Source organism: Providencia sp. PROV109, from assembly GCF_033681625.1.
Classification (GTDB): Bacteria; Pseudomonadota; Gammaproteobacteria; order Enterobacterales; family Enterobacteriaceae; genus Providencia; species Providencia hangzhouensis.
In genome coordinates, this window is sequence record NZ_CP096320.1 from 4,013,307 (window position 1) to 4,034,490 (window position 21,184).

At 43.0% G+C, this 21,184-nt stretch carries 18 protein-coding genes and 1 pseudogene; 3 read left to right on the top strand and 16 right to left on the bottom strand.

Annotation, left to right across the window (positions count from 1 at the left end):
• Positions 1–130 precede the first annotated feature (130 nt).
• From M1F25_RS18550 to M1F25_RS18560, 3 genes are all read left to right on the top strand, one after another.
• The gene (locus M1F25_RS18550; RefSeq protein ID WP_181488735.1) at positions 131–1,402 is read left to right on the top strand and encodes a nucleoside permease; all 1,272 of its coding nucleotides are present in this window, start codon (positions 131–133) and stop codon (positions 1,400–1,402) included.
• 85 nt (positions 1,403–1,487) lie between these two features.
• Entirely contained in the window at positions 1,488–2,507 is a 1,020-nt protein-coding gene (locus M1F25_RS18555; protein ID WP_112307654.1) for an ADP-ribosylglycohydrolase family protein, read from the top strand.
• Complete coding sequence (locus M1F25_RS18560) at positions 2,494–3,477, top strand: PfkB family carbohydrate kinase (RefSeq protein WP_004259458.1); 984 nt, start codon at positions 2,494–2,496, stop codon at positions 3,475–3,477. Before M1F25_RS18555 ends, M1F25_RS18560 begins: the two co-directional genes overlap by 14 nt.
• Before the next feature lie 31 nt (positions 3,478–3,508).
• On the opposite strand, the gene M1F25_RS18565 is transcribed toward M1F25_RS18560, so the two are convergent.
• The 16 genes and pseudogenes from M1F25_RS18565 to M1F25_RS18640 form a co-directional block, all read right to left on the bottom strand.
• Positions 3,509–4,255, bottom strand: a complete 747-nt coding sequence (locus M1F25_RS18565; RefSeq protein ID WP_047757123.1) for a GntR family transcriptional regulator — start codon at positions 4,253–4,255, stop codon at positions 3,509–3,511.
• Positions 4,256–4,364: 109 nt separating this feature from the next.
• Complete coding sequence (gene dmsD / locus M1F25_RS18570) at positions 4,365–5,003, bottom strand: Tat proofreading chaperone DmsD (protein WP_181488737.1); 639 nt, start codon at positions 5,001–5,003, stop codon at positions 4,365–4,367.
• A gap of 63 nt (positions 5,004–5,066) precedes the next feature.
• Positions 5,067–5,918: pseudogene (locus M1F25_RS18575) on the bottom strand (DmsC/YnfH family molybdoenzyme membrane anchor subunit).
• A gap of 1 nt (position 5,919) precedes the next feature.
• A complete protein-coding gene (locus tag M1F25_RS18580; protein ID WP_004259506.1) occupies positions 5,920–6,537 on the bottom strand; it encodes a DMSO/selenate family reductase complex B subunit in 618 nt (205 codons plus the stop codon).
• Positions 6,538–6,548: 11 nt separating this feature from the next.
• On the bottom strand, positions 6,549–8,993 hold the full coding sequence (locus tag M1F25_RS18585) for a DMSO/selenate family reductase complex A subunit (RefSeq protein WP_181488739.1): 2,445 nt from the start codon (positions 8,991–8,993) through the stop codon (positions 6,549–6,551).
• A 410-nt stretch (positions 8,994–9,403) separates the two neighbouring features.
• Positions 9,404–10,144 carry an SDR family NAD(P)-dependent oxidoreductase gene (locus M1F25_RS18590; protein WP_004259521.1) on the bottom strand — a complete coding sequence of 247 codons (741 nt, stop codon included), beginning with the start codon at positions 10,142–10,144 and terminating at the stop codon, positions 9,404–9,406.
• A gap of 1 nt (position 10,145) precedes the next feature.
• On the bottom strand, positions 10,146–10,397 hold the full coding sequence (locus tag M1F25_RS18595; RefSeq protein ID WP_004259523.1) for an acyl carrier protein: 252 nt from the start codon (positions 10,395–10,397) through the stop codon (positions 10,146–10,148).
• A 19-nt stretch (positions 10,398–10,416) separates the two neighbouring features.
• On the bottom strand, positions 10,417–11,226 hold the full coding sequence (locus M1F25_RS18600; RefSeq protein ID WP_094962372.1) for a MaoC family dehydratase: 810 nt from the start codon (positions 11,224–11,226) through the stop codon (positions 10,417–10,419).
• The gene (locus M1F25_RS18605) at positions 11,223–12,476 is read right to left on the bottom strand and encodes a beta-ketoacyl-[acyl-carrier-protein] synthase family protein (RefSeq protein WP_094962371.1); all 1,254 of its coding nucleotides are present in this window, start codon (positions 12,474–12,476) and stop codon (positions 11,223–11,225) included. Before M1F25_RS18605 ends, M1F25_RS18600 begins: the two co-directional genes overlap by 4 nt.
• Positions 12,473–13,885: an efflux transporter outer membrane subunit gene (locus M1F25_RS18610; RefSeq protein WP_094962396.1), complete on the bottom strand. Its 1,413-nt coding sequence runs from the start codon at positions 13,883–13,885 to the stop codon at positions 12,473–12,475. Before M1F25_RS18610 ends, M1F25_RS18605 begins: the two co-directional genes overlap by 4 nt.
• A gap of 2 nt (positions 13,886–13,887) precedes the next feature.
• Entirely contained in the window at positions 13,888–15,861 is a 1,974-nt protein-coding gene (locus M1F25_RS18615) for an ABC transporter permease (RefSeq protein WP_181488741.1), read from the bottom strand.
• Positions 15,861–17,042 (bottom strand): efflux RND transporter periplasmic adaptor subunit, encoded by a 1,182-nt coding sequence (locus M1F25_RS18620; protein WP_232368702.1) that lies wholly within the window; start codon positions 17,040–17,042, stop codon positions 15,861–15,863. The genes M1F25_RS18615 and M1F25_RS18620 overlap by 1 nt, the downstream gene beginning before the upstream one ends.
• Positions 17,039–19,240, bottom strand: a complete 2,202-nt coding sequence (locus M1F25_RS18625) for a peptidase domain-containing ABC transporter (protein WP_181488743.1) — start codon at positions 19,238–19,240, stop codon at positions 17,039–17,041. Before M1F25_RS18625 ends, M1F25_RS18620 begins: the two co-directional genes overlap by 4 nt.
• Before the next feature lie 6 nt (positions 19,241–19,246).
• Positions 19,247–20,203: an ABC transporter gene (locus M1F25_RS18630; protein WP_181488745.1), complete on the bottom strand. Its 957-nt coding sequence runs from the start codon at positions 20,201–20,203 to the stop codon at positions 19,247–19,249.
• Positions 20,200–20,886 (bottom strand): thiol:disulfide interchange protein DsbA/DsbL, encoded by a 687-nt coding sequence (locus tag M1F25_RS18635; RefSeq protein ID WP_036958248.1) that lies wholly within the window; start codon positions 20,884–20,886, stop codon positions 20,200–20,202. Before M1F25_RS18635 ends, M1F25_RS18630 begins: the two co-directional genes overlap by 4 nt.
• Before the next feature lie 79 nt (positions 20,887–20,965).
• On the bottom strand, positions 20,966–21,163 hold the full coding sequence (locus tag M1F25_RS18640; RefSeq protein WP_004259555.1) for a DUF4762 family protein: 198 nt from the start codon (positions 21,161–21,163) through the stop codon (positions 20,966–20,968).
• Between the last annotated feature and the right edge of the window lie 21 nt (positions 21,164–21,184).

The following is a 21,184-nucleotide window of genomic DNA, read 5'->3' on the forward strand; positions in this document are numbered from 1 at the left end:
TCCTATTTATACGAAACAATGTTATCTAGCTCAAAGTTTTTATCAAATGGTATTTAAAAGGTATTATTAAATGGTATTGTTATTTGCGTACCCTACAATACCTATAATTAGCCGTATAAAGGAATGAAAGATGAAAAAAACGACAGCAAAACTCTCATTCATGATGTTCATTGAATGGTTTATATGGGGAGCTTGGTTTGTTCCCTTATGGCTATTTTTGAATAAAAGTGGCTTTACCCCTTCTCAAATAGCATGGTCTTACGCCTGTACAGCCATTGCTGCAATTATCTCTCCCATCCTTGTAGGATCAATTACTGACCGATTTTTTGCTGCACAAAAAGTCCTGGCGGTACTGATGTTTGCAGGGGCAGTTTTTATGTTTTTCGCAGCTCAGCAAACTGAATTTTCTAGCTTTTTCCCTCTACTATTAGCGTATGCACTGACTTACATGCCAACCATTGCGCTCACCAATAGTATTGCTTTTTCCAATGTGGAAGATGTGGAACGTGATTACCCTCGTATTCGTGTAATGGGGACTATCGGCTGGATTGCATCGGGTATTGCATGTGGTTTTTTACCTTCCATGATGGGCTTTGGTGATATTTCTGCGACCAATATTCCACTCTTAGTGACAGCCGCTAGCTCGGCTTTACTGGGCTTTTTTACCTATTTCTTGCCAGACACCCCACCAAAAGGAACAGGCAAAATGAGTATTAAAGTCATGGTTGGATTGGATGCCATTGTACTATTAAGAGACCGTAATTTCTTAGTATTTTTCGTGTGCTCATTCCTCTTCGCCATGCCTTTAGCCTTTTACTATATTTTTGCTAACGGCTACCTTACTGAAGTTGGGATGAAAAATGCCACGGGGTGGATGACCTTAGGGCAATTCTCCGAAATCTTTTTTATGCTTGCTTTGCCCTTCTTTACCAAACGTTTTGGTATCAAAAAGGTATTACTTCTTGGTTTAATCACTGCGGCTATCCGTTATGCTTTCTTTATCTATGGTGATGCAGACCACTTATTTACCTATGGATTACTCTTCCTCGGTATTTTATTACACGGAGTTAGCTACGATTTTTACTATGTCACTGCATATATTTATGTCGACAAAAAGACCCCTGTACATATGCGAACAGCGGCTCAAGGCTTAATTACGCTCTGTTGCCAAGGCTTTGGTAGCTTACTGGGTTATAGCCTAGGAGGCCAAATGATGGAAAAACTTTTTTCTTACGGTGAACCTGTCAACGGCCAGACCTTTAACTGGGCCGGTATGTGGGGCTTCGGCGCTGCCATGATCGTCGTAATCACGATTGTCTTCATGTTAATGTTTAAAGAGTCGAGTCGTGATATTCAAGAAATTGATATTAATAAAAGTGGCGTAAAACCCACATCCAATTAGTCAAGCAATCATTAATTAAACGCCTTTATTAACCAACAACTAACACATGAAGGCGCTATTTTTAGCCAAAATTGAAGGAATTATAATGAACAAAGAGAACCGTATTTTAGGCACGTTTTATGGCCAAGCCTTAGGTGATGCAATGGGAATGCCTTCTGAATTATGGCCTCGTTCTCGTGTTAAAGCACATTTTGGTTGGATAGACCGCTTCTTATCTGGGCCAAAAGAAAATAATGCAGCTTGCTACTTCAATACGGCAGAATTTACAGATGATACCTCAATGGCCCTCGCACTTGCGGACGCGATTATAGAATGTGGTGGCAAAGTAAACCCTGAATTTATTGGACGTAATATTCTAAAATGGGCAGAGCAATTTGATGCCTTTAACAAAAATGTCCTAGGGCCAACCTCTAAAATTGCATTAAATGCAATAAAACAAGGGACTCCAATTTCTCAGTTAGAAAACAACGGCATGACAAATGGTGCCGCAATGCGAGTTTCCCCACTCGGTTGTTTACTGCCAACTCATTCTATTAATGAATTTATTGATGAAATTACACTCGCCTCATCGCCAACTCATAAATCGGATGTAGCAATTGCAGGTGCGGTCGCTATCGCTTGGGCAATATCTAAAGCGATAGATGGCGAAAATTGGTCGCAAATTCGCGACCAATTACCCGCTATTGCGAAATTAGCACAAGAAAAACACGTCACAACCTTTAGCCCATCAATAGCTGCACGTATTGAACTTGCTTTACACACGGTGAAAAACACAATTGGCACCGAGCAAGCAATGGAACAGCTTTATCAACTCGTTGGCGCTGGTACTAGCACCATTGAGTCAGTTCCTGCCGCCATTGCTATGGTTGAATTAGCGGAAACCGATCCCAACCGCTGTGCCATTCTGTGTGCTAATTTAGGGGGAGATACCGATACTATAGGGGCAATGGCCACCGCCATTTGTGGCGCACTGCATGGCATTGATGCCATCGACAAACAACTTAAAAAACAATTAGATGATGTGAATCAACTTGATTTTACACAATATAGCCAAGCCTTTATGGCATTGAGAACTGCAAGAGAAAAAGCTTATGAAAACCGCTGAACTTATTGCCCATCTTCCATTGCAAGCAGAGCATCGTCCTGTCTGCCTGATTGGCGCAGCCGTTATTGATGTGATTGCAGATGCGTATTCACTGCCTTATCGCGGAAGTGACATCGAATTGCACCAACAAAGTGTCAATATCGGTGGATGTGCTCTGAATATTGCTGTGGCCTTGCAACGCCTTGGTATCCAATCACTCAATGCATTACCTATTGGGCAAGGTGTGTGGGCAGATATCATCCGCAACCAACTCAATAAAAAAGGTGTGAGTTCAGTTATAGAAACGAATAAAGGTGATAATGGCTGGTGTTTAGCCTTAGTCGAACCCGATGGAGAAAGGACATTTCTTTCAATTAGCGGTGTGGAAAACCAGTGGGAACGCCATACATTAGATGATTTACCAATTACATCTAACACCATTATCTATCTTTCTGGTTACCAATTAGCAGCAAAATGTGGCGAAACTCTGCTTTCATGGCTGGAATCACTCTCCGATAACGTCACTTTATTTATTGATTTTGGCCCTCGGATCGCCGACCTTTCGAAAACACAATTATTACGATTGATGGCTTTAAAACCTATCATTTCATTGAACCGTCAAGAAGTCGAACATATCGTCACGCTGTTCCCTGATATCGCACACCAAGGAATGGATACAGAAGCATTAGCCAATATTTGGCATTCTCAATTTTCAGTTCCCGTGATTGTTAGAGTCGACAAAGAAGGCGCGTTCTTTCAAGAAAGCCATCGTTCATCAGGCTGGGTGGCACCATTTAAAACTACCGTTGTCGATACCATTGGTGCAGGGGATAGCCATGCAGGAGGCGTGATTGCTGCATTGGCGTCCGGCTGGGCACTACAAGATGCCGTATTACTTGGAAATGCTGTCGCATCCTATGTTGTTAGCCATCGAGGAGGTGATTGTGCGCCTTCGTCTGAGCAACTCGCCGCGTATTTACAGCAATATTAATCATCAGAATAAAAAGAGGTCATCCCTCTTTTTATTCTTCAGATACAAATACATACATATCACTACGACATTGATTGAAACTGTATTCAATAGGGACATTTTTATGGTCGAAAGCCACCTGCTTAATCACTAAAACAGGCACGGTCTTTTCTAATTTAATGTGCGTTTGAAAGTCTTCATCTGGCATTCGAGCACTTACCTTGCTCTTTGTTCGCGTAGGATAAATATTTTGGCTGCGGAAATAATCGTACAAAGATAAACCAATATCGTCTACGTCACCAATCAGCCCAATAGGAACATATGATTCCTCAATAGAGACAGGCTGCTCATCCACGTAACGAATGCGTTTTAACATAAATACATCACTATTGATGGGGAGCGCTAGCGACTCTGCGACTTCCTGTGAACAAGGCACGATACTTTTATTGACCCAAAGTGTGTTTGGTTTTTTTCCAAGTAAAACAACTTGTTGTGAAAAACCCTTAGCTTCTTTGAGCGAATACTCAAACTTATCACTAATTTGGGTACCGTAGCCTTGTGACCGAATGATAACGCCTTCTTGCTCAAGTAACTCTAACGCTTTTCGAACGGTAATACGCGACACGCCTGTTTGTTGACCTAACTCCCTTTCACTGGGCAGCATATCACCTTGATGTAAAACCCCTGTTCGCACGGCAAATTTCACCGTTTCAGCAAATTTTACATATAAAGGTGTATTGTCTATTTCAGCAAGACGGGTACAAAGTTGTTGGATCAAAGATAAATGCGCATCATTCATATTGAGTTAGTCACCTAAAAATCGCAGCAATAATCCATAGTACCACTATCCATAGATTAATTGCAGGCAATTGAATTAGATAAATTTATTGCCAATGAAAAACAAAATGCTACAGGGTACCATTTCCACTGAGGTACACGCTTTTCTCTAATATAGGTAAAGTTAACTGTTGTTGATATCCATCCAATGTTTCTTTTGCCAATATTGCTAATGCACGGTAAAAATCGCTGTTAGCCGAATCTATCAATACTTCGAGAAAATGTGCCGACCAAGGTAATAGATGCCAAGCGAGTAACTCTTCTAAATCAGCTCTGCGATTTTGCTCAGCGAGCCAAGCCGCTAACATCAAGATCAGCCCAAAGTGGTCTTCTGGCTCTTTTTGTGTCGTTACGGGTTCAACACCTTTGGCTCGCATCCATTGGCGCAGCTCAACGGTTGAATCACCAAAAACAATCTTTTCTTTGTCTAGCCAGACTGACCCCCAAGGAGGCGCGGGTAAAGCATAAGGCCCGATAAACAAGCGCTGCCATGCTTCACTCAGTGGTTCATTCTCCTGAGCACTGGATTGCAAAAGCTGGCTAATTTTTACTAAGGAAGGTAAAGCAAATGGCCATTCTTCATGCCAAGTTGGCTCTTGTAAAATCGAAATAATCTCTGCGTTGTTTTCATTTTCTGGTGAGAAATAAAATAAAGACCCCAGAACTCGCCCTGTCACTGCGACGTGTTCAAGAAAGCGTGCTTCTTGCATATTTGATTGTCTCTGAAGTTATCAGCGCAGGGAAACCATCTCCTGCGCTGAAAGGTTTACCAATTAAGCCACAGCCATGCCGACTGTCATGTGTAAACCATAGAATAGCCCACGACCGATAAATTCACCAATCAGTACCAGCACGGTACCAAGAAGTAAACTCAATACCGAAGGCTGATTTTATCGCACAACAGGCAAAATCCATAGCAGCAACCCGAGACTGGTCACCACTAAACGTATCACTTGTAAAACACCAAAATCAGGGACTAAATCCACTGCTTTTTGTACAGAAGTGGCAATTAGCGCAATTTCTCCGCTTTGCAGTAGTACTGACGCGATAGTCACAATATAAGCCACGATACTAATCGCCGCTAATTTACCACTATTAAACGGAAATTTAGCCACTCGTAATAGCAAAGTGCCTAAGATTGGTCCGACAACAAACAGGGTCATAAAGAAGCCGATAGTGGTATGTGGTGTGTTCCATGTTGGCACCGTGCTTATCATATAAACTCGTGTCATTGCCCAAACAAATAACAGCCCCATCAACATGGTGATGATTAACCACACTTTATCTAACCCTGTTGGCATCTTTTTCATTGCAGATAACAGCCACCATAGGCCACCTAAAGCAAAGAAAATAGAGCCGAATAACACTTCGTTACTTAGTGATGAAGCAAATACTCTGTTCATCGAGTTAAATGCACGTAATGGTGAGCCCATATGCATCATCGATGCCAAAAATCCTAAGCCCATCAATACCCATAACGCAAACATTGCGTTCACAATGCGCTGTTTTTGTGGCTTATCATCTGTCGATAACCATGCAAGCCCTGTCACAATCACGCCACCTGCAATACTTTGGCCTAATACCGTAAATAAAATTAGCGGCCATTCGTGTAATCCATTGCCCATGTTATACCTCCCGAGGATTGGCTAAATGGCCTGTCGTATCATTGACAGGGCGACTATTGGCATTGGGTTTAATGACAATATTGGGCTTGGTATAGTGCGCTTCTGGTAGTGGCGCAATCTCTGCCAAATTGCCATGTTTCTCACGTAACTCATCAATAGGACCAAAGTCTAATGCACGCAGTGGACAAGACTCGGCACAAATCGGTTTTTTACCGACGGCAACACGTTCATAACAACCATCGCACTTGGTCATATGCCCTTTTTCGCTATCAAATTGCGGCGCACCGTATGGGCAGGCCATATGGCAATAGCGGCAACCAATACACACACTTTCATCCACAACGACAAAGCCATCTTCACGTTTATGCATCGCGCCACTTGGGCACACTTTCACACAAGCAGGGTCTTCACAGTGGTTACATGAAATCGACAAATAATAACTAAATACGTTTTGATGCCACACACCGTTATCTTCTTGCCAATCTCCCCCCGCATATTCATAAATGCGCCTAAAATTCACCGCAGGAGATAAATTTTTGTAGTCCTTACACGCTAATTCACAAGTTTTACATCCCGTGCACCGTGCAGAATCAATATAAAAACCATATTGTGTTGTCATGATTTATCTCCCTATACCCTTGCCACTTCAACCAAATTACTGTGTTGTGGATTACCTTTCGCTAACGGTGACGGGCGTTGAGTCGTCAGGACGTTTAGGCTACCACCATGGTCCACCTTGTTTTCATCAGGCGCGTACCACGCCCCTTCCCCCATGGCCACAACCCCTGGGATGATGCGTGGAGTCACTTTGGCAGCGATCTGCACTTCCCCTCTATCGTTATAAATACGCACTATGTCACCATCTTTAATATTGCGACGTTTTGCATCAATAGGGTTGATCCACATCTCTTGTAAACAAGCAGCCTTAAGCACATCAATGTTGCCGTAAGTGGAGTGAACGCGCGATTTATAGTGGAAGCCACTCAATTGCAGTGGATATTTTTCGGTGAGCTTATCATCATGGCTTTCAAAGCCTGGGGAATACATTGGGAGTGCTGATATCAAATCACCTTCCGCTAGCGTCCATGTTTTCGCGATATCCGCTAATTGTGATGAATAGATCTCAATCTTTCCTGACGGGGTATTTAATGGGTTCGCAATTGGGTCTTCGCGGAAAGCTTTGTGTGCCACGACATGCCCTTGTGGGTTCATTTTTTTGTAAATCCCTTGCTGCTGGAATGTCTCAAAATCAGGTAGCTCAGGTAACTTTTGTCGTGAAATTTCATACAAATGGCGTAGCCACTCTTCTTGGGTTCGCCCTTCGGTAAATTTCTCTTCAACCCCCATACGGCGTGCGATTTGTGTACACATTTCATACACCGTTTTGCTCTCAAAACGTGGTTCAATGGCTTGGCTGGCGAAAATCACATAGCCCATATTACTAGCGGCACCATCCAAGCAAAAATCCATTTGTTCAGACGCGGTACAATCTGGCAGGACTAAATCCGCATATTTCGCTGAAGCCGTCATATGGTTATCAATCACTACTATCATTTCGCATTTTTTATCATCCTGAAGAATGTCATGCGTTTTATTAATATCAGAGTGTTGATTGATTAAACTGTTGCTGGCGTAGTTCCAAATAAACTTAATCGGAACATCCAGTTTATCTTTACCTCTTACCCCATCATGAGTTGCAGTCATTTCAGGGCCGCGCTCTATCGCATCAGTCCATAAAAATACGGAAATACTTGCTTTGACTGGATTTTCTAATGTTGGCATCCGCTCAAATGGAATATCATAGTTCCCTTCACGAGCCCCCGTATTTCCCCCATTTATACCAACATTACCGGTTAAAATCGGTAACATCGCAATCGCACGTGCGGTTTGCTCGCCGTTCGAATGGCGTTGTGGCCCCCAACCTTGGCTAATATAAGCAGGTTTTGCGGAACCGATTTCACGTGCTAATTTGATGATTTTATCAGCAGGAATACCAGTGATTTGCGCAGCCCATTGTGGTGTTTTTTCTACACCGTCATCCCCTTGCCCTAAAATATATGCCTTGTAGTGGCTATTTTTCGGAGCATCTGCGGGTAGCGTTTTCTCATCATAACCCACGCAATATTGGTCTAAGAAGGGTTGATCAACCATATCTTCAGTGATCAACACGTGGGCGATCCCTGCCACTAATGCAGCATCTGTTCCGGGGCGGATCGGGATCCACTCATCTTCTCGTCCAGCAGCAGTATCGGTATAACGCGGGTCGATCACTATCATTCTTGCATTAGAACGCTCACGCGCTTGCTCTAATTGATAAGTGATCCCACCACCGCTCATACGGGTTTCGGCAGGGTTGTTTCCGAACAGAACCACCAACTTGGAGTTTTCGATATCGGAAACGCTATTACCTGCCCCACTACCATAGGTATAAGGCATCGCACAGCTGATTTGTGCTGTACTATAGGTACCGTAATGGTTTAAATAGCCGCCCATGCAGTTCATCAAACGGGCGATAGGTGAATTCGCTGGCGGCCATGAACGTGCGACTGTGCCACCTAATGTGCCAGTTCCATAGTTCAAATACACCGCTTCATTGCCATAATCGGCAATAATCCGTTTTAGATTATCGCTGATTAAATCGTAGGCTTCATCCCAACTAATTTGTTTGAATTTACCTTCACCACGTGCCCCAACGCGCAACATCGGGTATTTCAAGCGGTCAGGGTTATAGACACGACGGCGCATTGAGCGCCCACGTAGACAGGCCTTAACTTGATGCTTATTTCCGTAAACATCATCGCCGGTGTTGTCGGTTTCGACATATTTTATTTCACCATCAACAATATGCATACGCAGTGGGCAGCGACTCCCACAGTTAACGGTACATGCGCTCCAAACTATTTTTTCTTCAGGTATGGCTGTTTTGGGTGTGATTTCACTGATATCAGCAACACTATTAAAAGGTAAACTTAGCGCTCCACTTGCAAGTGCGAGTCCCCCGACGGTACTGGTTTGCATTAGCTTCCTGCGGCTGATCTCCGATTGGAGTACTCCCTCAGATAATGCTTTACTCATATCTGCCTCACTTAACATTGCTTCAAAGTTTTAAAATGGCTTTTTTGAAATTTATTTTTATCTTTAATTTATTTATCGACTTCCAATTACCATTCTATAACCGAGGCACCGTGAGGTATTGTGCACGATCAATAATCCAATATAAATTGTGTGGTTTTAATGCGTTATATCGAGTCATTCAAGCCAAATTAAAATTAATATAATTATTTTTAATGTTTAATAATGAATTAAATTGAAATAAATATATTCCATTCTTCTTTAACTTGAGTTTACTGTTTTTCATTTATTTCCGAGTCTCAATTCATAAAAAAAACCCTTAAACGAAAATTGACTAAAACGTTTAAGGGGAAATATAAAATATGAATTATCGAGTGAATATTTGTTCTGCTAACAGCACTTAAAACGGGCAATTACGCCGTTAATCCACCATCTAAGACCAATGTTTGACCTGTTAGGTACTGGCTGCTATTGCCAATCAAAAATTCAACTAGCTCTGCCACTTCTTGGGGTTGCCCTAAGCGGCGTAACGGGATGTTTTGGCACATAGCTTTTAATTTAGCTTCAGGCATTGCACGGGTCATATCACTATCAATAAGCCCCGGAGCAATACAATTCACACGTAACCCAAAACGCCCGACTTCATGAGCCAATGAACGCGTCAACCCCATCATCGCTGATTTACTCGCCGCATAAGCTGTTTGGCCAATATTGCCTTTTAACCCAGTAATTGATGACATCAATACGATTGAGCCGCTCCCCGCCATCAACATTGCAGGTAATAATTTACGGTGCCAATTCATCACGGAAATGACGTTATTCTCTAGCACATCTCGCCAGATTTCAGCATCTTGATGAATATGTAAGGCATCCCTAGTGATACCCGCATTATGAATAATAGCCGTAGGAGCCCCAAATTGTTCCAATAACGAGCTAGAAAGCGCGTCAACTTGTGCTTCATTCTTACCATCACACGGGGATCCTTTCACCCATGTATCTAAATTGGGGTTTTCAAGATTCGCTTGTGTTTCATTAACGCCATCAACGCTACGCCCAGTAAAAACCACATTCCAGTGGCGTCGCAATTCACTAACTAGTGCGAGCCCAATTCCCCGGCTTCCTCCCGTCACGAGTATCCATTGATTATTTGCCATTTTAAGATTTCGACTCCTTATCAATATGTTCACACAGCGCTTTCACCGAAATTTCTGGATGTTCTAGGAAAAATTCCGCATCTAAAGCAACATTAAAGTCACGTTTAACAAGCACCATAAGTTCAACATAATCTAAGCTATCGAACTCTAACTGGACTAAAGTCATCTCCGCATTCAACTCTTCTGCTTCTAAATCTTTTGCATCACAGATCATGTCACTAATTTTGATATAAATTTCTTGATATTGGCTCATTTGTTTTATCCTTGCATTCTTATTGAGTTATTGAATTAACTTTCAATGTTATTGAATTATTTATTATTTTTTCTCTGTAGCGGGCGGCGATACTAATACTCACTAATCGACCACTCTCACTATCCGCGATCACTAAGGCCGGCAAAATACGTAGGTAAATAGGCTCAGGAGAGGTGATAGGAGCCCATTTCGTTAGAAGTTCACGGTCAAACACCACCTCTTGGTGGGTTTGTACGATAGGATAACGGCAAAAAATATCTTTCAATGTTGAGCCGACCGGCAACCATTGTGCAATCTCTTGTTGTTCAAATAACGAGCTATCATGAATTAAGTACCAGAACAAAACTGCGTCAATAAACTGCCATTCATACATTTCGTTGGAAAACTGAGAAAATATTGACTGCAATTTCACCATCTCTGCGGTCGAAATCATTATTTCATTCGCGATTTCATGTAATACCGGTGGAGGGGTGAGTGACAATTGGCAAGTTAAGCAGTTTTGTTGCTCATCAGAAGAGAGTAAAGCCACCGATCCCGCTTTATTTCGTGCAACTAATTGATAATCTTTATCGTTCCATAGCGGATTGCGTAACCGCACGACACATTTGATAAACTCAGAGTCGATAACCTCTTGTGAAGCCAATAATGGGTGATTTAATGACTCACTCGCGAATTGTTTCACATCGAGTAGTGCACGCATGCCATGCACACTCAGTTGATCTCCGCCCTTCGCTTTGACCCATTCAAGGTCGAAATGAATCGGGTTATCATCACCAGAAAATGATGCCCACTGTTTTGCATCCTCAAGGGTATAACGTAACGTTCTCATAACGCTTTCTCTAAAATCAGCGCCGCGTTTGCCCCACCGAAGCCAAAACTCAGGTTTAGTGCACGCTTAACTTCACCAATACGGTGTTCGTTAGGAATATAATCGAGGTCACATTGCGGGTCCGGGTGATGTAAGTTAGCGGTTGCGGGCATCACGCCATGCGCCATCGCTTGCAAGCAAATAATGGTTTCAAAGCTACCAGCAGCGGCGATTAAATGTCCGGTATAGGATTTCGTACTGGATATTGGGACTTGGTAAGCTGCCGCACCTAATGCCTTTTTCAATGATTCTGTTTCATTTAAGTCATTAAGAGCTGTTGAGGTCCCATGGGCATTGATATAATCGAGAGATTCAGGAGCGGCTCCCGCTTGTTGTAAAGCCATTTCAATAGTTTTCACCCGAGCAACACAATCTTCTGCTGGTGATGTAAAATCAAAAGCATCAGAAAAATTTGCATACCCCGTAATCTCGCCCAAAATTGTGGCCCCACGAGAAATAGCGCTCTCACGCTCTTCTAAACACAACACGGCCGCACCTTCAGAAAGGACAAAACCACTACGATCTGCGCTAAATGGGCAACTGGCACGAGTCGGGTCTTCCGCTTCACGTGTTAAAGCACCAAGAACATCGATATTCCATACAGCACAATCTGTCCGCAAGGACTCTCCTGCACCAGCGAGCATCATATCGGCTCGTCCATGACGAATCGCTTCAAAAGCATCACCAATCGCAATAGTGCCTGTCGCACAAGCCGCGATGGTCGTGTTTTGATATCCACGCAAGTTCCAAAACTGGCTGCAAGCCGCCGTTGTCACATTTGGCATTGCATAAAAACAGTTGAAAGGCGAGGTCATCCCTGTCGCTTCGAATTCACTGACCGACATATAACTTTCATCAAGCCCTGCCCATCCTGTTCCCATAATGACACCGCACATCAGTGGGTCATAAAAATCAGTTAATGGCGTGCCTGCGAAGGCCATATCCATGGCTTCTCGCGCTGCCCCCAAGGCTAAACGCGTATGGCGTGGTAAACGACGACGAATAGCCGCAGGAACCCCTTTTAAGCTGGGTTCATTATCAATAAGCCCTAAAAAATGGCTGTGGATATTTTGTGCAGTTTTATCAACGTAACGATAACCGAGCTTTTTATCCATAATCGCTTGCCAACATGCTGAAGCCGTATCCCCCAAAGGAGTGACAGCCCCATAACCTGTGACAACAACGCGCTTAAAGTGAGATTTTTGGTTCATAATGGGTTGTCCTCCTGTTGGGCGCTACCGCCACCTTGTGCTAACCAAAGCTGTAGCGTTGCATAAAGATAATCGTATTGATTTTGAGCTAATGAATTTTCAATAGTTAAAAGGTCATCTTGCGCATTAAGCAGTGTTTGATAATCCACGGCACCTGCTCGGTAACGGCTGCTGGTTAGCTTTAGCCGCTGCTGGCTAAGTGATAATGACTGTTGTAATTGCTGACGAATTTCATCCGCAGCAAAACGGGCTTCCATCGCATTATCGACTTCTGACAAGGCGGTATAAGCCGCACTACGAAATGCCACTGCAGCTTGTTGCACTTGTAAGTCGGATTGTTCAATGGTCAATTTCACCGTATTCCACTGAATAAATGGCAAAGAAATCGAACCCCCAACAACACGTGTCGGGTCACTAAACCATTGAGAAAACAGCTGGCTACCCGCATTAAGCGCACCTTGCAAAGACAGTGTCGGGTAGAAGTTCAATTTAGCAGCGTCAGAATCAGCAAGCGCGGAACGTAAACGTGACTCGGCAGCTTGAATATCCGGCCGCTGTGCTAATACGGCCAACGGTGTCGCGTTAAGAATTTCAATCCGTTGATTTCGATTAAGTGCGGTGAGCTCACGCACATGTTGCTCTGCAGGGCGGTTTAACAATAGCGCTAATGCATTACGGGAGCTGTCACGTTCTTTAATGAGCCGTCGTAATTCATTTTTTCGACTAATCACAGTTTGCTGTGATTGTAAGAAATCCAGCTGGCTAACTTTTCCTGCTAAATACCATGACTTAATTTGCTGCTGGCTTTTTTCTGCAATCTTTTGGCTCGCAATCAGGTTATCAATCTGTTGATTTAACAGTGCAATATTCCAATATAATTGTGCAGTCGTATTAATAACCACTAATGCTGTTGCATGGTAATCCTGTTCGGTTGCTATTGCTTCCCACTCATTCTTTTCACGAATACGTGCCAGTTTTCCCCATAAATCGATTTCATAATTTAAAGTTAGATTTGAGCTATAACTCTCTTGGGGGGAGGTTCCATGACGTATAGATTTTGTATTACTTGCTGAGCCCCCAAGGGAGAAATCTGGGGTTATATTGGTATTTGCTAGCCCAGCCGTACTTCGCGCCAGCTTTAATTTAATTGCCGCTGTGGCTAAATCATTATTATTTTCTAATACCTGATTGATCAGTTGGGATAACAGAGGATCTTTAAAGTTATCCCACCAATTTTCAGTTAGGTTCAATGCCTGAACTGATGTCATCACGTCATTTGCACCGGATTGGCGTATTTTATCATCCCACTGCTGTGGCAAAGTGAGCTCAGGGCGTTGGTATTCCGTACGCGTAAAACTGCCGCAACCATTTAGCAAAAATAAAGCAGAAATAATATAAAGTGATTTGATATTCATTCGCGTGCCAATGCCTCCGTTGGGTTGAGTTTGGCAGCCCGACGAGCAGGAAAATAACCAAAAACCAAACCAATTAGAGCGGAGAAACCGCACGCTAATAAAACGGGGAACAGGGTAAATACCATCGTAAATTCAGTGGTGAAATAAGAGAAAACCCACCCCGCTAACCATGCACCGACAATACCAATTAACCCGCCAAGCGAACAAATCATCACGGCTTCTATCAAAAATTGGTTCATAATATCTTGAGGACGCGCTCCGACGGAAAGGCGGATCCCGATTTCATGAGTTCGTTCCGTCACAGAAACCAACATGATATTCATCACCCCAACGCCCCCAACCAATAAGGAAATAGCGGCAATCGAAGTGATCAGTAATGACATAGAATCGGATGTTTTTTGTAATGCATTTGCGAGCTGGTCATCCGACTGAATAAAAAAGTCCTTTTTACCATGTTCGCGTAATAACAAACGCTCAACCTGTAATTCAGCTTGTTGAGAAGTTAAGTTTTCAGGGAAGCGCAACGAAATAAATTCAATGGGTTTGTCCCCGACCACACGTTGCTGTAACGATGAGTAAGGTGCCCACCCCATAACAAAGCCACTCGACATTTTGGGCCCCGGTTTACGGGCAATACCAATAATTCGCCATGGTGAATGACCAATCTGCACAATTTGCCCTAACGGCTCTTCTTCTGGCTGAAAAAGTACCTCTCGACTTCCTTCATCCAACACAATAACGGGCTCGCTGTCTGCCATATCGAGCGTACTGAAGAAACTGCCATGTAAAAGCTGAAACCCTTGTGCCGCAAAATACTCTTCTGAAACGCCATTAAGCATGATGGAGTTATCCAAGCCTTTATTAACGACCATCGTCATGCTGCTCGCGACGGGGGAAACAGACTCAATCCATGGCAACTGCTTTAGACTTTTAACATCATTTAACGATAACGCACGCTCCATATCAGGCCGCTTAGCCCCCCACCCAGTACCGGGGCGAATTTCCAGAGTCGTGCTGCCAAGCTTCCCAATTTCATCCATGATGGAGCGTCTTGCCCCTTCCCCCACGGCCATTGATGACACCACAGAAGAAATACCGATGATAATTCCCAACATCGACAAAAATGCACGCATGCGATGACCGAGTAAGGCCCGCCATGCCATACGAATAGACTCAATAATATTGCGCCACACCGATGCACGGCCATTATCTTCAACAGAAGGAAGCTGGTTCCGTTGTTTTGTGTCTGTCTGAGCTTGGTTCTGCTTATCAGAAACAATTTTTCCATCACTAATTTCAATAATTCGCTGAGTTTGCTGAGCGATATTTTTATCGTGGGTCACAATCACAACAGTGTGACCATCGAGATGAAGTTGATGTAAAATATCCATCAATGCGTGGCCACTAGCGCTATCTAATGCCCCTGTAGGTTCATCCGCAAGAATGATTTGCGCACCATTAACCAAGGCGCGGCAGACACTGACACGCTGCTGTTGCCCACCAGATAATTGATAAGGTTTGTGATCCAAGCGCGTTTGTAACCCTAACTTTTCTGCTAATAAAGCAACTCGAGCGCTCCGCTCATCTTCTGGCATCGCCGTATATAAAGCTGGGATCGCAATATTTTCTTCTGCAGTCAGGTAAGGCATTAGGTGATAACGCTGAAAAATAAACCCAAGATATTGGCTACGTAATTCTGCCAACTGATCGCTATTCACCTCATGAACCGCAATCCCATTGATCAACACTTCTCCTTGAGAAGGCTTATCTAAACAACCAATGATGTTCATCAGAGTCGATTTACCTGAACCTGATGCGCCAATGATAGCGACCATTTCCCCTTGGTTAATTGATAGCGAAATATCATTCAAAACAGGAATAGTTTGCGTACCGGCTGAAAACTCACGGTAAACATGATGAAGTTCAATCAGAGGACGGGTAAAAGATACATTTCGTGTCGTCGCCATCATTAACTCGCCACATTATCTGATTGAATAACAACTTGTTCGCCCTCGCTAATGCCCTCAAGTACTTCGACGAAATGGCGATCATTAATCCCCACTTTGATGGTGCGAGTTTCCGGTTTTTCATTGTTGATCACGGTCACTTCATATTGGTTTGCACCTACAGCTCGCCCCAGAGCACTAATGGGGAGTCGTAAAGCATCTTTCGCTTGTGCAACACGAATAAATACTTGCGCTGTCATTGATGTCTTTAATGCACGATCGGCGTTATCAACCTCGAACGTTCCGTTGTAATAAATTGCACTGTTCTGTTGCCCCCCAGAATTATTATTACTTTCATCAAGTGCTTCGGGGGGAATGGGTTGAACATATCCCATCGTACTTTCGTAGTGCGTTTCAGGGTCCGCAATCACATAGAATGTGAGGGGTTGGCCTGGGTGGATTTTTTGAATATCTGCTTCCGAGATTCGTGTCTGAACCTGCATTTTATCTAGGTTCGCCAACACTAAAATGGTCGGTGCCGTCTGTGAAGAAACGATGGTTTGCCCTTCGTTCGCCACAATACCCAGTACTTCGCCACTAATCGGCGCGATGATTCGTGTAAAATTGAGGTTAGCTTGTGCAGTTTGTACATCCATTTCTGATTGTGTGATTAACGCCTCATTAACATTAACCTGCTGTAATTGCGCCTCATATTGTGCTTGCGCTTGTTCATATTCACTGCGAATACCAGAACCATCTCGCTGCATCACTACCTGACGCCGATAGGCTTTGATGTACTGTATTAAAGTTGCTTCCGCAGCCCGTTTTTGCGCCTGAGCACTGGATAACCGGGCGGTTGCATTTTTGAGCTCAGACTGCTGGATAGTTGGGTCGATTTCTGCTAATAACTCCCCTTTAACCACTTTGTCGCCTTGTTTTACATATAATTTTCTGATTTGCCCGTTAACCTGAGCACCTACATTAACTTGCATTGAGGGCTTTAATGTCCCCGTTACCATGACGACTTTTTCAATATCGCCACGTTCCACCGATAAAATTACGTTTTCATGCAATGCTGGGGCGGGTGATTGCCACACAAAACGGCCGATCACCACGACCAGCACAAGCAATGCCACTAACCCACCTAAAGTGCGTAATCGTTGGGTCGTTAAACCCAATTTTGGTGCTACATGGCGGGAGGTCATAAGGAAGTTCCTTCCATTGCCGCTAACAAAGAAGGTTCAGATTGAGGCGTGCCTGCTGTGACACAAGGGGCTTTATTGGTGTTTATCTCAAGACTTAATTCCCCATCCACGATTCGGTAAAGTGCATCGAAATTAGCCGCCAACTCTTCACTGTGAGTGACAACAATCAATGTCTTACCTGTTTTCTGGCAATGTGACTGAATGGTTGCCATGACTATTTTCGCCGTTTCTTCATCCAAATTGGCGGTGGGCTCATCCAATAACAAAATAGGGCGGGCACTGTACAACGAACGAGCCAATAACAAACGTTGACGTTGCCCAAGTGACAGCGCCGCATGGCTTTCTCTTATTAACGCATTAACCCCACCAGGTAATTGAGTAATCACTGCGCCGAGTGCCAATTTATCAAGCAGCACTTCGACTCTTTTTTTATCTTTTTCGCGGAAGTTAGGGTCAAATAGCGTAATGTTATCTAAGACGGTCGCATTAAATAAAATATCTTCTTGGCTTTGCAAGCAAACCAATTGCGTAAGCTGCTGCACACTGACGGCTTCACCATTGGATTCGCATACTCCTTGCTGTGGGCTGAATAAACCCGCAATGGTACGTAATAACGTGCTTTTTCCTGCCCCTGACTCCCCAACAATGGCAACCTGCGTGCCTGAAGGTAAGTCTAATGACACATTATTTAAAATCGGTTTTGCAGGGTCATAACTGAAATGGATCCCCTTGAAAGATAAGTGTGGTGCTTTTCCTTGTACTGAGGTTTGTTTTTCGTGGAATGGTGCGGTGTCCTGCTCGCTTTTCTTAGGGAATAAAGAATGGGCGCGTGTATCAATAATATGCAGTTGCGACTTATGTATAATCGCATAAAAAATACGCGTCACATAATTGGTAAAAATTTGACGCAAGAAACTATAAGCAAAGAAATCCCCCAACGAAATTAACTCATTGGCCACCATGGGTAAAACCACCAACATAAAAATGACCATCTCCAAACTACCAGTTAATTGATAGATGCCATCTTTAATTTGTTGATACACATTTCTGCGTTGTATACAGGTAAACAATTCACGGCTTAGCCATGCAAATTGCGCCTTACGCTGATTTTCTATCCCTGCTGTTTTTATGGTCAGAATGCCTTGCAGCGTCTCCATAAAAAAGTCATTTAATTCTGCCGATTTTAGCTGTAACTGCTGGGTATACCACCGATCACGAATAATCGCCCATACGCTAATTAAGCCCATCACGGTAACACCCGCAGCTGAAATAGCCGCTAATACGGGTGCAATCCAAAACATGGTACCTAATGCTATCGCACAAATAACCCAATCCGTTCGTAGCCCGTTATCCAGCTCAATTTTTTCGGTTAATGCCCCCTGCCAAGCGACAAAACGGCTAAAAACATCCCCGGGTGCGCGTTTTTCAAAAAATCGCAATGGATTACTCAATAAACGAGAGAAACCAACCCCACTTTTAATCAACACAAAGTGTTTTACGAATCTCTCACTCAGCATTCTCACACCAAGGGCTAATAGTGTTGCAGCCACAAAGGCAACAATAAACCAGCCATAAGGGAAAATGGCATTTTTGGCGTCGGAAAAGGCTTGGTTGATTGCATTGCTCACCATGGCTGGCATTAAAAATAGCGTTAAAGAAACCAAAAAAGCGAATATCATCAACCAATAAACACCGCGAATCTCTGAGGTTTCTTTCAGGCTCATTGCATGAGGGGCTTTTTTCCCAGCCCCATCATTTTTGTCTTCTGGTGCTAATGATTCAATTTTTTCCAGCGCGGTATCCGGTTCTAAAATTAATGCATAACCGCTGATTTCCGCTTTTAATGCAGAGAAAGGTAGCCACTGCTGCCCAATTGCAGGGTTCATCACACACACGTTATTTCCCTTGCGATAAGCAAGCAGCACAAAATGGCTTGCTCCGTAATGTAAAATAGCGGGAAGTGGTAAACTATTGAGCTCTTGGTGCTCAAACAACACCGGTGTCGTCGCAATACCGTAATTGGCTAAAATGGACGAAAGGTCAATCAAAGAAGTTCCATGATCCGATGCTGGATAGACCTCTCGCAGGGTTTCAAGAGAAACGTTGAGACCTTGGGTTTGTGCTAACATCGCAATACATGCTAAGCCACATTCATTGGTTTCTTCTTGAGAAACAAAATTTGGAATAATATTTTTCATTATTATTTAATGGCTAATAAAATAAAGTGAATGGCTATGCCATAAAAGCCAATCATTGGGATAATGACGAACCGCATTTTCAATGATGGCTGGCATTTGAGTTGCAACGTCTTTTGCTGCAACAGGCGGATAAACCTTGATTTGTAAACCGTTTTGGTAGTACAGATGATAAAAAACTACCTGTGCCGAAATCGCACTAGACAAACGCACGACACCATTGTGTAGCTTTGCTGCACGGTTAAATAAATGGCACGATAATTTGCTCGACGCCCCTTCCTCTGTTTGAACCGTGTAATCAGGGGTAATATCAGGGAAAACAATCATATTTTTTTGCCCTGCCGCCGTTTCTGTCATCGCAGTCATTAATTGGCTAGCTAATACTTTATTTCCCTGATGAATAGAACAATAAGATAAATTCACCTGACCTAACTCACGTGCCGAAGCGTTATACTTTTGCTGCTCTGCGCTCGACGAAACCACCACCGTCGCATTCCCAGGAGTCACCCCCGCCCCAACCATGGTGGCTAAAACATCAGAAACCATATGCAACGGAGCAAGTACAACGGGTTTATTTTGTTGGTGTAAAGGCGCAACGACGCTATCAAGTTCAAGTGTACAAACTCGAACTTGCGCCATGATTTTTTGGTTTTGTCCCCATGTGGCTGCTTCTTCCAAAATGAAGCGTCGAACGGCTATCCAGCCCATATTAATATGCCCTTTCGTTTCCATTAAACTACGAAAGTTTTCCGTGGCGACTTTATTCCGATTACGATATTGACGACCTAATAAACCTACACGACATAATAAATTAGAAACAAATAATACCGATGTGATATAGCCTCGGCGCAATAACAACCGTAAAAAGGCAAGTCCACTATGATTGAGTTTTTGATATCCTTTTTTAAACGGCATCAAACAGTTTTTCGCTGTAAATGCCGTCCAGACAATGAAAAACCGGATCACCGTAACTCCTTATTACTTTTATCTAATAACTCAAGCATATAGGCAGTAAAGTCTGCAAAATCACGGTCTTGGTAAACAACATAGCGTTTATTGATAATAAAGGCAGGTGTTCCAGTAATTTGATAAAATTTGCTAATTTCAAGCATATTTTTTAGACGTTCTTGAACGGCTTGGCTTTCACTGGTTTTTAGGTATTGGGTTGAATCAATATTGTGCCGTTTTAACCATTGGTTTAAGACATCTTTATTAGCTAAATCAAGCTTATCGTTAATAACGGCAGTATAAAGATCCTGACGTAATTGAGATTCCACCCCCATCTCTTCCAATGTCGCAAAAATAGGCGCATAGGCAGCCAGCCCCATATTATTATCCATGGCTAAATGAACGACTTTAAAGTTGACATTCTCAGGGAGTGTTTTTTCGAATTGACTGACATTGTCATGATTTACTGCACAATAATGGCAACCATAAGAAAGGACTTCTATGATGCTATTATTTTCTTTTATTGGACTCAACAGAACTTGTTCACTATTAAATTCAATAAAAGAAGAGCCTTGTGCATCATCATTTGAGAAAGTATTAAAAACAAAAATATGATAGAACAAAACCGTCATGAGTGAAGAAGCAATAATAACAAATAGAGTATAAAGTGTGATAGTTATTGGTTTAAAACGAGTATTCATAACAGTTAATTCCATTCAGGTACGAAAAATACATGGGGATAACTCCCCATGTATCAATTAATAAAAATTAAATTTAATACTATGGAGCTGTTACATCACAGTTTGATGCACCAACAGCTTTCGCTTTGTATGTTTTGTTACCGTGCTTATCAGTACAAGTCGTTACTAATTGGCAAGATTTAACACCACCAACAGTGATGCTCTCGTAAGAATCAGTACAAACTTGTTTTGTTCCACCAACTACAGCAGCAGCTTCGATAGCATTTAACTTTTTCATGTTATTTCCTTTAATATAGAT